The sequence below is a fragment of the Streptomyces lunalinharesii genome, assembly GCF_039532155.1.
Lineage (GTDB): Bacteria > Actinomycetota > Actinomycetes > Streptomycetales > Streptomycetaceae > Streptomyces > Streptomyces lunalinharesii.
The window spans coordinates 204613-217549 of sequence record NZ_BAAARK010000006.1; the positions used below are offsets into that span (position 1 = coordinate 204613).

The window sequence follows — 12937 nt, forward strand, 5'->3', positions numbered from 1 at the left end:
AATACAGCTGCAAACCGCTGGCACGATCACCAGCCTGCGACAAGAAGGTGTGGTTGCGGTCCTTGTTGTCGAGCTTGACCCAAGCCGACACCGAGAACGACTTCGTGGTGTCCACCACCGGCCCCGCCGTCGCCGCATACGCCGACGTCCCGTTCAGCTTCAGCGCCGAACCGACCTTGCCCGCAGCACCCAGCTCAGCGCCACCAGCCAGCTCCGCAACGAACTCCTCCGGCACACCACCCGACACACGCCCCGAACCCACACCCTCATCGAGCGTCATCCGTGATTTGCCGGTGAAGCTGTTGTTCGCGAGCCAGGTCGTGATGTTGTCGATGCGGGCGGCGGTTGCGGTAGTGCTGTCTCCTGCCTGCCCCAGACAGCCGGCATGGCTGGCGCGGCTCTGTACTGCCGTGATGCGTCCGCTGCCGTCGGTGATCGGGCCGCCGGCATCGCCCTTGCAGATGCGGCCACCTGCCACTTCCAAGGTGGTGGCAGTGGTATTGCTCTGGGTCACGTCGCTGTTGTGCGGGCTGGACGGCACCCAGGTGGTGTCGGTTCGGCCGTATCCGGCGGCGCTCAGCGCAGTCCCGTCCGGGAGTGCGCTCCCAGCGAGAGCTGCCGGGGCGACGTTGGTGATCGGGGTGGCCAGTCGAGCCAGCACCATGTCCCTGTCTCCGCGGGGCACCAGGTACTTGATGTTCACCGGCGCGTTTCCGGCGAGGAGCGCCACGGCCTTGGGTGTCGTCTTCGTCACCACGGGCACTGCGGTGCTGGGATCGTCGACGAAGCAACTGGCCGCGGTGAGCAGCCAGGAGCTGTCGACCAGGGTTCCGCTGCAGCTCCGCCCGCCGTCGTGCCCCGGGTCGTTCACCGTCAGGCGCGCCAGCCACGGCCGAGCTGCATCACCCGACAAAGCTGCTCCCGGCTTGCCCTGACCGACACTCAGTTCCAGCAGCGTGGATGTGAGCTTCGGGTCGCCCCCTTCGCCCACTGCTTTCCACTGACCAGGTTCGAGGTCGACCTTCTGGACCTTCGTCTCCTTGGTTGCCGCGTCTTCGATGCTGACTGTGGCCGTCACACCAGCACGGTCTTCGGACTTCGCCAGGTAGGTCTTTTCAATCTCCATGGACAGATAGCCCACTGGGCCGGTGACCTGGAAGCACACCAGTCCGGCATCGCGGCTTCGTATTTGCACCAGGTCATTGCCTGTGGTGCAGTCGGCCAGCGTGATGTTGCCGTCTCCGGAGAGTAGCTTCAGCCCCTTTTCGGCCAACAGCTTGTCTCGATCCGGGTACGCATAATCCTCTACGAGGGACCCCAGGCCCTCACCGGCGGCCTGTGCGATGCCGGCCAATGGTCCGCCGTACAAAGCGGCTACCGCGACTGAAGCCGCCAACGTCACGGTAACCGGCCGTCTTAACTTGACATGCGATCTCATAGATAACCCCCAACCATTCAGACATGCCGCGCACCAAAAGGTGTCGGGCATGCTTCGGTTGGGCGCACATCACGGTCAAGCCGCCGATTCCCCCCCACCGCGACCCGTAACGTTCCGGCGCGCACAATTCGTGCATGCTGGCCTACGACTCAACAACCTGTCAAGGGAAGTTAAAGAGGACGTCTGCAGGACTCATCGCCTCCCACGTCCCGCACAACCTTGCCGTTAGGGCGTGCCGCACCGAGGGAATGCAGGGCTCAGGGCTGCAAAGGAGGTGGGTGCGACTGAGAGGCCAGTGTCGGCGGCCGTGATCGTGCGGGGTAGCCATGTGCTGCTGGTGCAGCGGCGGGTCACCGAGGGGGATCTGGTGTGGCAGTTCCCGGCGAGCAAAGTTGAGGCCGGTGAGCCTGCGGAGCAGGCAGCGGTGCGGGAGACCCTGGAGGAGACGGGGCTGACCGTCGAAGCATTGAGGCTACTTGGTGAGCGGAGGCATCCGAAGACGGGCCATGCCTCGATCTTCACAGCCAAAGACGCAACGCACAGTTCGAAGCAGACTCGGGCGCCGGCAAGGGCGATGCGGGCGCTTTCACTATTCACCGTCGTGTCCGAGCCAGCGCGACAGCCTCGAAGCCACCACCAGCGAGACGGTGCGGAACTGATTCCACGGGCGGCCTCGGCGCGCAAGCGCCCCGACAGCGGACACGGATACCTCAAGCAGGAACTGAACTGCGGCACCGAACCTGACTTACCATCAGAAATCTCAGCATCCAGTCAGCATCGACCCTGCCAGACCCGGTTCCACCTGGCTGAACACGCACAACACTGAACCACCACAAAAATGGCCTCTGACCTGGTCATTTGCAGTCCCACCAGCAGAGAACGTAGGGTCACTCGCCTTGAGGCATGCAGATGTAATCCATGTCTTCGACGATGGTGCGCTCGGGGAACCCGCCGAAGGCCACCAGTTCGTCGCGTCGGAAGACCGAGCAGCACCCCGAGCAGACCATGGGGCTGTTGGCGAGTGCCTGGATGGGCCGGTGGAAGTGGAAGCCGAAGCGAGATGGCACGGCATCACCACAGGTCAGAGGCGGTATTGGGGTCAGCAAGCCAGCGCAAAGTCAGCATCGGCGGTGTCACACCGAGCATCGGTCCGGCTCTCGGAACCGTGTGGGGCGCCGTGGTCCCAACCGTCGCAGTGATCGATGTCGAGGCCCGGTGTCACTTGTGGCCCCCGAGTGCAAAGTCCGCTGCAACACCTGGTATCCGGTATTCCGATGGAGCAGGCGCGACATGCTCAGTCAGGTGTGGACGAGGGGCAGGTTGGCCAAGCCGCGGAAGATCGGCCCGGGACGCCAGCCCGGGTCGCTTCCTGGGTGGGCCAGGGAGAGTCCCGGCAGACGATCGAGTAGTGAGCCGATGGCGATGCGCGCCTCCAGCCGACCCAGCGCCGCGCCGAGGCAGTAGTGGGGGCCATGGCCGAAGGCCAGGAGGTCGGCGTTCCGGCGCCGGATGTCGAAGCGGTGGGGATCGGGGAACTGACGGGGGTCGCGGTGTGCGCTGGACAGCACGATCAGGACTTGACTGCCGTCGCCGGGGATGCAGGTGTCGCCGATGGTCAGGTCTTCGGCGGCGAACCGTCGGAGCGATCCTCCGATGGGGCCTTCGTAGCGAAGGGTCTCTTCAAGGGCTGAGGCCAGCAGGTCGGAGTCGGCTCGGAGCGAGGCGAGTTGCTCGGGGTGGGTGAGCAGGCAGAAGAGGGTGTTGGTGATGAGGTGGATGCTCGTCTGATGGCCGGCGTTGAGCAGGGTAAACGTGGCGCCCGTGAGTTCGGTGTCGGTCAGTGTGGCTTGCGGGTCGGCGGTATCGCGATTGATCTGCAGGAGGTGGCTGAGGAGGTCGTCGCCGGGCTGGTCGTGCTTGGCCTCGACGAGCCGACGCAGAAGTGGGGTGATCTCGTGACGTGCGGCATGGGCGTCATTCAGGCTTGCCGGGTAGGACAGTCGGTCGGCCAAGCACCGGAACTGGTTCTGGTCCAGGTCGGAGATCCCCAGAATGGCGCAGATGACGGAGATGGTCAGCGGGGCGGCGAAGTCGTCGACCAGGTCGAAGGGCGTGCGGGCGGGCAGGCGATCAATGAGCTGTTGGGTGCGCTGCTCGATGACGGGGGCCAGTGCCTGGATGCGTCGGATGGTGAACGCTTGGACGAGCGGTTGTCGTAGGCGCTTGTGGTCGAGGTTGTCGGAGGTTGCGACGGAACGTCCTTGAGGTGGTTGGGTTGTTTCGGGGTCGCCGAGGACCATGGCGCGCCATTGCGGGCTGGCGTAGGCCCAGTCCACGAGCAGGGCGGGGTGGGCCAGGGCGGCTTTGGCCTCGGGGTAGCCCAGGATCATCCACGTGGGTACGGAGTCGGGCCCAATGACGTAATGGGCAGGGGACTGTTGGAGAAGCTGGGCGTAGAAGGGATACGGATCGGCCTGGAAGTGTGCGCCGTAGGGACGGAGGTCGATGGGCGATGTGAGTGTGCCTACAGTGGAGGGAAGCGGGCGGATCACTGTTTTCTCCCAGGGGAAGGCCGTCGGGTCGCACGGGGTGGAGCGGCCGGCGGTGTTGCGCTGCGTGCCTGGCTGCTTGGACCGCTTCTTCTGCTCGGTCCTGCCAGGCGCTGAAGATCGTGTGGTGGCCCGGCGAGGTGGTGCGTTCTGCGCCGCCGCCGGTAGGCAGGGCGGCACGGGGGTCGGCAGCGTGTAGGAGCCTGGAGGGTGTACGCCTTCACCGGCCTGCGTCCGAGGAACTGGGCATGATCGAAGTCGCCGCCCGGCAGTACCGAGTGGGACTCAACTCGTGTTGTAGGTGGAGGGTTTGGAAGCCTTCGAAGCCTTCCCGTAGGCGCGGGGCCGCACCCTTCGTGTCACTCGTGTGAGGCACACCGCCTGCTCGCCGTGCCTGCTGAGCGACTGCCCTCATCGAGCACCGCGCCGTGTCCCAAGGCAACGCCGCCAGGAAGCGCACGCAGCTTCCGCAGGCGAGAGCCATCTGCCGCTTGAAGGGCGCTCAAACCCTGGTGGCTCAAGAAGCATCAATACGGGTGGAAGGCCGCTTTGGCCCGTACCAACAGGTCTTCGGGGGCTGATAATTCACGGTACTGAGCTATTCAGCTCATGGCGTGTATATCCCGCTCGCGCGTAGTCGCGGAGTAGGCAGGCGGGCCTCCCTGGAATCGTCCCCGCGTGCCTCTCGACGGTCCGTCTCCTTCTTCTCCCAAACGTGATCGCCCCAAGCATTACTGGAGTGTGTCGTGGTCCGGTCGTCGTCTACGTATCCCCTTGCCTCGCGGGATCATGCTGAGCCGATCGCCGTGATCGGAGCGGGGTGCCGGTTGCCTGGTGGTGTGGACTCGGCGGACGCCCTGTGGCGTTTGTTGATCGAGGGCCGGGATACGGTCGGCGTGGTGCCGCCGGATCGTTGGTCAGCCGACGCGGTTGCCGGGGTGAGGCCGAAGGTCGCCGCAGGCATGCGGTGGGGCTGCTTCCTGGAACGGGGAGTCGGGGAGTTCGACCCGGCTGCTTTTGGCGTCAGCGTGGCGGAGGCGGCGTGGATGGCCCCGGAGCACCGCTTGCTGCTGGAGGTGGCGCAGGAGGCTTGTGAGCACTCCGGGATTCCGCTGGAGGCGCTGCGCGGCTCCAGGACCGGCGTGTATACGGCCATGTACGGCGTCGACTACGCGCTGCGCGGGCTTCGCCCACCGGATACCCTCAACGACTACTGGAGCATGGTCGGGGTCCACGGCACGGCCGCGGGCAGGATCGCGTTCCTACTGGATCTGCGGGGGCCCGCGATGGCGTTGGACACCGCGTGTTCCTCCGGCCTCGTCGCCGTACACGTCGCCTGTCAGAGCCTGCTGACCCGTGAGTCGGACCTCGCACTGGTCGGTGGCGCGCAGTTGCTGAGCTCCCCCGAGACGATGTTGACGCACGCGGGATGGGGGTTGCTCTCACCGTCCGGGCAGTGCCGCGCCTTCGACGCGGCGGCGGACGGATTCGTCCGGGGTGAGGGCGGCGTTGCCATCCTCCTGAAACGGCTGGCCGACGCCCATCGGGACGGCGACCGGGTCCTTGCGGTGCTCCGGGGATCAGCGGTGAACCAGAACGGGCAGGGCACCCGGATGACGGTTCCCTCTCCGCGAGGGCAGGAAGCTGTGTTTCGGCAGGCATTGCGCGTTGCGGGGGTGGCGGCGGCAGCGGTTGGGATGGTCGAGGCGCACGGTCCGGGCACTCCGGCGGGCGATCCAGTGGAGTTCGCCTCGACGTCGGCGGTCTACGGCCGTGGCCCGGGGCGGTGCGCGCTGGGGTCGATCAAGACGAACATCGGGCACCTGGAGCCTGTCTCCGGGCTGGCCGGCCTGTTGAAGGCCGTGTTGAGCGTCGGGCGCGGCAAGGTCCCCGCATCGTTGCACTTCGCTGAGTGGAATCCGCAGATCAGGGCAGAGGACACCCGGATGCTGCTGCCGACCCGGTTGATCGATTGGCCGGTCGAGGGCGGGCCGAGGATCGCGGGAGTCTCGTCGTATGGGTTGGGCGGTACCAACGCTCATGTCGTCGTCGAGCAGGCGCCGTGCGTTCGTGTGCGGTCCGTCGGCCGTCCGCACGGAACGTCGATGCACGGATCTCAACGGAAGCGGCCGACGACCGGTGGACGGCCGTACGTCGTAGTGCTCTCCGCCGGATCACGCGGAGCGCTACGCCTGGCTGCGGCGCGCCTGGCCGGCTGGCTCGACGCCGACGGTGCGACGGCGCAGTTGCCGGACGTTGCCCATACGTTGGCGGTGCGACGTTCGCATGCCGCTGTGCGGTTGGCCGTTGCGGCCTCGTCCCGTGCGGAGTTGCGGTCGACGTTGCGGGCTCATGTGTCGGGCCAGGAGGCGGACACGACGCGTACGGGGACGGTGGCGCCCGGGGTGAGTGCCGGGCCGGTGTGGGTGTTCTCGGGGCAGGGCTCGCAGTGGGCGCGTATGGGCGCCGGGCTGCTGGGGCGGGATGAGGCGTTCACGGACATGATCCGGCAGTTGGAGCCGGTGGTCCTGCAGGAGTCCGGCCTGGTTCTCTCCAAGATCTTGGCTGCCCCTCGGGTGGTCACGGGGTTCGCGCGGGTGCAGCCGGTGCTCTACGCGATGCAAGTCGCGCTGGCTGCCATGTGGCGCGGTAGTGGAGTGGAGCCGGCGGCGGTGATCGGGCACTCTATGGGCGAGGCCGCCGCAGCTGTCGTGGCCGGCATGCTCAGTCCACAGGACGGTGCACGGGTGGTATGCCGTCGATCACGTCTGATGGGCAGAGTCGCGGGACGGGGACTCATGGCCTCGATCCGTCTCAGCAAGGCCGAGGTGGAGGACGAACTGGCTGCCGCCGGCGCTGCGGATGTCACGGTCGCGGTGGTCAACGCGCCGTCCAACACCGTGATCGCCGGTGACGCGACGCAGGTGACCACCTTGATGGAACGCTGGGCCGCGACAGGCGTGAAGGCCACCCTGGTGGCGGTCGATGTCGCCTCGCACTCTGCCCAGGTCGACCCGACCCTGGAGGACATCCGCCGCTCACTGGCGGACCTCCGGCCCGGGCCCGCCTCCATCCCCTTCTATTCCACGGTCCAGGCCGAACCCCGGCTGCCAGTTTCGGCGAACGCGGACTACTGGGTGGAGAACGTACGCCGCACCGTGCGGTTCCAGGACGCTGTCGCCGCCGCCGTACACGACGGGCACCGGCTGTTCATCGAGGTCGCCCCGCACCCGGTGCTGGCCGCACCGATCGCCGAGACCGTGCACGAGGCCGGTCAGGGCCGGCCGCTCGTGCTGCCCACCCTGTTGCGTGGCGAGGACGAGGGGAGGGTCTTCGCGCAGCAGTTGGCGGCGGCGTTCTGCGCGGGTTGTGCCATCGATTGGACCCGCGCCTACGGCGAGGGCGACTTGGTGGACGTCCCGGCCACTTCATGGGAACGTCGCTCCCACCTGGTGGACCGGCCCGTCGTACGGGTGTCGGGGGCGGCCTCGGCGGACGACCATCCGCTGCTGGGCGCGCATGTGCACGGCTTGGACCCGGGAGACGAACGGCACTGGTGGCAGCCACACCTGGCCCTCACTGCCCTGCCATGGCTGGCCGACCACACGATCGAAGGCGTGGCCGTGCTGGCCGGCGCGGCACTCTGCGAGATGGCGTGTGCCGCCACCCGCGAGGTCTACGACGCACCCGCGGCCGAAGTACGTCTGAGTGACGTCGAGTTCGTGCGGCCCGTTCCGGTGGCCGCCGAGGATCGGCTGGTTGCCACCGCCACTCCCGACGGGCCGGGCCGCCATCGTTGGGAGCTGGCGTCCCTTGACGGCGACGGCAACCGAACGGTGCGCACCACCGCCGTTTTGCACCATGGGCGCGCCCCTCGGCCGGAGGCATTCGACATGGTCGAGCAGGCGGCCGCCCATAGCGAGGTCGTCGATGTTTCCGCCTACTACGACCGTATGCATGCCGGCGGCATCGTGCACGGCGCCGCCTTCAGGGGCCTGGCGGAAGTGCGTCTGAGCAACGGCGCGCAGCCGAGTGCCATGGCACGTCTGGAGTTGAGCGACAGCGCTTTCACCGGTACTCAGGGCGTGAACTGGCATCCCATCCAGCTCGACTGCTGTCTGCAGGCCATGGCAGCGGTGTGGGGGCAGGTCGGTGGTGGTCGGCTGATCGTCCCCGTGCGCGTCGGCTCGCTCAGCATCCACGATGATCCCTTCCAAGGCCGGTACTGCCTGGCCACGTTGACGTCGTCCGACAGCGACCAGTGCACCGGTCGACTCCGGCTGCTGGACGAAGCAGGGCAAGTGCTGGCCGAAGCCGACGACATCGTCTTGAGGAGGGTCGACAAGCACGACCCCGAACAACACCTCAATGACTGCCTGTTGACAATCCGCTGGCAGCCTCGGCCGTTGGCCGACCGCGCCCCCTCGCCTCCGGGCCACTGGCTCCTGCTCACCGAGACGGCCTCGGACACCTTCGCAGACCAGGTCGTCTCCCTCCTCCTGGCGCACGGAGGTTCCGTCACAACCGCCACTCTGCCGCCGGACATCACGACGGTCGGTGACACCACAGCACAGTTGCTGGCCGACCCGGAACTGGCAGGCGTCGTTGTCCTTCCAGGAAGTGCGGGGTCGGCAGGTCCGCACGGTCTGGCGCTTGCCGAACAGCGGGTGCGGCGTCTGGCGTTGCTCGTCAAGGAACTCGCTCGGCACGAGGCCACGGCCCGACCACGCCTGTGGGCTGTCACGCGCGGCGGGCAGGACGTCCGTGCCGGTGATGCGGTGGACCTGTCCCACACCGGGATCCAGGGGTTGTTGAGAGTGCTGTCCTACGAGCACGGTGAACTGTGTCCGACCCTGATCGACCTCGGGCAGGGAACCGGCGCGGCCCAGCTCGTCGCCGACCTGCTGGGTGGCGCCCGTGGCGACGATCAAGTCGCCTGGCGGGCCGGGCTTCGCTACGTCGCTCGCCTGGCCCGGAGCCCCCTGCAAGAAGACGAGCAGCACCACCGCGACTGCCGGGTCGGCATCGACCGGTTCGCGCTACGACAGCGCCGCTCCGACGACCTCGACTCCATCCCCTTCGTCCATCGCGACCGCCAGGCACCGGGTGCGGGCGAGGTGGAAGTCGCCGTGGCCGCGAGCGGATCGGCCGCCTCCGGTGTCCTGCCCGTCGGGGACCCTGCCGGGCAGCCAGTCGGCGTGGACGGCGCGGGTACCGTCACCGCGATCGGCGCCGGCGTGGACGCGGCATGGCTGGGTCGCCGCGTGACCGCCATGACGGACGGATCGGCCTCACACACGGTGCTACGTGCCGACCACCTGCTGCCCGTACCCGACACCATGGACCTCCACGCCGCAGCGACACTGCCCACAGCCTTCCTCACTGCCTGGTACTCCCTTCGTCACCTGGCCAACCTCCGGCCCGGGCAGAGCGTGCTGATCCACCCTGCCGCCAGCGCGGTCGGCCTGGCCGCCGTCGCCATCGCTCGTTCCCGCGGCGCGACGATCCTGGGCACGGTCGACACCGACGCCGAGCATGGCCACCTGCGCTCGCTGGGCATCGCCCACGTCTTCGACCCAACCTCTTCCGCCTTCGCCGCCGGGGTTCGCCAGGCGACCTCTGGCCACGGTGTCGACGTGGTCCTCAATTCCCGCACCGGACCAGCCCGGACAGCCAGTGTCCATCTGGTTGCCTCCGGAGGTCACTTCGTCGACCTCGACCGGTCCCGCCCCCACGCCCGGAACCACATCGCCCTGCCTCCGCTCGCCCGCAACACGTCCTTCCACAACGTGGACCTGACCATGCTGCGCGATTCCCGTCCCTCGCTGATCACCCAACTGATCACGGAACTGGCAGCAGCCCTGGCCCGCGGAGAGATCCCCACCCTCCCCTACGTCACTCACCCCGTCACCGATTCCGCAGCGGCGTGCCAGCCCCAAGAGATCCCTGGTCTCCCCTGCCAACCAGTCCTCACCTGGCCGGTTGACGGCACCGTCAAAGCCATCCATCCACCCGAGCAAGTCCCCGTCGTCCGCACGGACGGCAGCTACGCCATCACCGGCGGGCTCGGCGGACTGGGTCTCCTCGTCGCCCGCTGGCTCAGTGACAACGGCGCGGCCAGCATCGCCCTGTGCAGCAGGTCATCCCCTACCCCTCACGCGCAGAGCGTCATTGACGAGCTGCAGGCCGCCGGTACCCGCATCAGCCACGTAGCCGGCGACATCGCTGAACCGGGCCTCGCCGAAACCCTCGTGGCCCAGGCCACCGCCGCCGGCCACCCGCTGCGCGGCGTCGTGCACGCCGCGGGCGTCGTCGAAGACGTCACCATCGCCAACTTCACTCCCCAAGTCCTGGAGCAGGTCTGGCGCCCCAAGGTGGCCGGTGCCTGGCGTCTCCACGAGGCAACGGCGGGCGAACACGTTGATTGGTGGGTCGGGTTCTCGTCCATCACCGCCCTCTACGGCTCCCCAGGTCAAGGCCCCTACGCCGCGGCCAACGCCGCGCTCGACGAATTCTGCGCCTGGCGACGTTCCCAAGGTCTCAAGGCCACCAGCGTCAACTGGGGGCCCTGGAGCCGGTACGGCCGTGGCGTCGTTCTGGAACAGCGCGGCTACGACGCGATCGCCCCCACCGAAGGCATCAACGCCCTGGAAACGATCCTGCGCCATGCCCGCCACCGCACCGGCTACACCCCTCAGGACCTCAACCGCTGGGTAGAGAACTACTCCGGCTCGATGGAAAGCGCCTTCCTCACCGACGTCCTCACCCACCAACAGACCACCGACACACACGACTCCACGCAGGTCGTCCTCAGCCAACTGCGGGATGCGGGCGGCGAAGGCGCCCGGCGCCGCCTGCTGGAGCAGCACCTCGCTGAGCACATCGCCGCCATCCTGCGCATTCCCGCCGATGCCGTCGGTCCCACGAACAACCTCGCCGCCCTGGGCCTGGACTCCCTCATGTCGCTCGAGTTGCGAAGCCGCATCGAGCGCAGCCTCGGGGTGTCCCTGCCTCGGACCGTCATCTGGACCAGCCCGAACATCGCGGCACTGGCCGAACGGCTCCAGGCCGACCCCCAAGCGGCCTGGGCCGCTGCCGACACCGGTACAGCGTCGTGAGCGTCCCGGCGTCACCCCGTCCACCGGAGGGACAGCACGCATGACAACGGGTGCATCCGCGGTTCGCGGCGCTTTCGTCCAGCTGTCCGCAGGCCCCTTCCACTACCGCCACTGGCCCAGCACACGCACCGCCCAGCCCCCCGCGCTGCTGTTGCACGGTGGCGCCGCCAGCACCGAGGTCTGGCACCGCATCGCTCCCGCGCTCGCCCGCACCCGGCCCGTATACGCCATGGATCTTCGCGGCCACGGGCTGAGTCCCAAACCGCCCTTCGGCACCTACCAGCTCTGGCGCGCCGCCGACGACGTCACGGAGTTCATCAACACCCTGTCCTTGCACCAGCCGGTGATCGTCGGCCACTCCTGGGGCGCTGCTGTCGCACTCGTACAGGCAGCCGCCTTCCGCACGCGCCGACCCGCCCCGGTTGCCACAGCACTCGTCCTGGCGGAGCCGCCCCCCACCTTCGCCACGCCCCAGGTGACCGCGAGCGCCGACGCCGCCGCCGAACTGGCCGGTCGGCCGCTCGACGAACTGAGCGCGCTCTGCAGCATCATCTTCCCCGGTCGGGACCGGAACGATCTGCGTGCCCTATGCCACGGGCTGCACCACACCACACCCACTGTGGTCCGCAGCTACACCACCGACGCCGCCGAACACACCGACCTCGTCCCTCTCCTCTCGGCCGTCCGCCCGCCGCTGCTGCTCATGCGCTCCGATCCGAACGTCCGCAGCGTGATCGATACGACCAGCTGGCACCGCATCCCGGAACATCTGCCGGAAACGAGCATGAGAATGCACGTCCCTGGAGCCGACCACGACGTTCACCGCACACACCCAGACGCATTCCTCGACAGCATCGAAGAATTCCTCACGAGCGCCCCAATGACATCTATCCGCGAACGCAAATTCCACAAGAAGGAGACGAATGACTGAGCCGAGAATCGCCGCACTGCCCGTCGAACTCCTACCTTCAAAGATCGCCCAACTCCTGCCCGGCATTCCCGACCCACAACAACGCAGCGGAATCAATCTCCTCCGCACTCTCGCCCAGCATCCGAATCTCACAGTCGCCCACTATCCCCTCAGCATCTTCCTCCTGTTCGAGGGAGAACTTCCGCCTCGCGACCGCGAACTGGCCATCTTGCGAACCGCGACACTCACAGAGTCCGACTACGTATGGAGCCACCACCTCCGGTTCGGCCGCGACTCCGGTCTGACCAGTCACGAATTCACCGCGATCATCAACGGCCCGGACGATCCGCACTGGAACCACTTCGAGGCATCCCTACTCCAAGCCGTCGACCAGATTCACCACAACAATCGCATCAGCAACGAAACGTGGGATGCTCTAGCCAGGCAGTACAGCGACCAACAAATGATCGAATTTACATTCGTCGTCGGCCACTACCACCTGATCGCCTACGTCACCAACAGCATCGGGGTCACCTTGGACACGGAACTCCCCCACTTCCCGAATTCAAACGGGACACCGCACAAAAAGGACTCAACCCCTCAGGCAACGTAACGCGTTCGGGCGATTGGAAAACTCACGAATCTCTGTCAGATTCACCCATGAAGATCCCACGCCGTAACACGTCGCACTCACGCCACACCATCCGTTTCCAGCCAGGACCACGCAGGATGCCCGCGGGGCACAACACATAAACACCGTTCTCACCTGGGCCACCTTGAGGGGACTGACTCATCGCCCAGCGTCGCACTCAAGCCGTGAACCGAACCGTGCATGCCCATCGAGGGTCCGAACCAGCGTCGCTCCTGATGGCCCATCGAATTTGCCTGATGCACCATCATTGAAGTCAGCGTTGAGTCAGCA

Annotated in this window: 6 protein-coding genes and 1 pseudogene; 4 read left to right on the plus strand and 3 right to left on the minus strand. The window is 67.1% G+C overall.

Annotated features, from left to right (window positions below):
• The coding region (locus tag ABD385_RS12445; RefSeq protein WP_344575233.1) for a trypsin-like serine protease at positions 1–1354 on the minus strand (1354 nt) is incomplete at its 3' end.
• A gap of 358 nt (positions 1355–1712) precedes the next feature.
• Here ABD385_RS12445 and ABD385_RS12450 point away from each other — a divergent pair.
• Positions 1713–1964: pseudogene (locus ABD385_RS12450) on the plus strand (NUDIX hydrolase); the annotation flags it as partial.
• 361 nt (positions 1965–2325) lie between these two features.
• Here the strand turns inward: ABD385_RS12450 and ABD385_RS12455 are convergent.
• Both ABD385_RS12455 and ABD385_RS12460 read right to left on the minus strand, forming a co-directional pair.
• Positions 2326–2505, minus strand: a complete 180-nt coding sequence (locus ABD385_RS12455) for a glycosyltransferase family protein (RefSeq protein ID WP_344575234.1) — start codon at positions 2503–2505, stop codon at positions 2326–2328.
• A gap of 231 nt (positions 2506–2736) precedes the next feature.
• The gene (locus ABD385_RS12460; protein ID WP_344575235.1) at positions 2737–3828 is read right to left on the minus strand and encodes a cytochrome P450 family protein; all 1092 of its coding nucleotides are present in this window, start codon (positions 3826–3828) and stop codon (positions 2737–2739) included.
• A gap of 998 nt (positions 3829–4826) precedes the next feature.
• Here ABD385_RS12460 and ABD385_RS12465 point away from each other — a divergent pair.
• From ABD385_RS12465 to ABD385_RS12475, 3 genes are read left to right on the plus strand one after another with little or no spacing between them, the layout of a single operon-like run.
• Complete coding sequence (locus tag ABD385_RS12465; RefSeq protein WP_425585389.1) at positions 4827–11105, plus strand: SDR family NAD(P)-dependent oxidoreductase; 6279 nt, start codon at positions 4827–4829, stop codon at positions 11103–11105.
• Positions 11106–11145: 40 nt separating this feature from the next.
• Positions 11146–12036, plus strand: a complete 891-nt coding sequence (locus ABD385_RS12470) for an alpha/beta fold hydrolase (RefSeq protein WP_344575237.1) — start codon at positions 11146–11148, stop codon at positions 12034–12036.
• Positions 12029–12628: a carboxymuconolactone decarboxylase family protein gene (locus ABD385_RS12475; protein ID WP_344575238.1), complete on the plus strand. Its 600-nt coding sequence runs from the start codon at positions 12029–12031 to the stop codon at positions 12626–12628. The genes ABD385_RS12470 and ABD385_RS12475 overlap by 8 nt, the downstream gene beginning before the upstream one ends.
• The last annotated feature ends 309 nt before the right edge of the window (positions 12629–12937 follow it).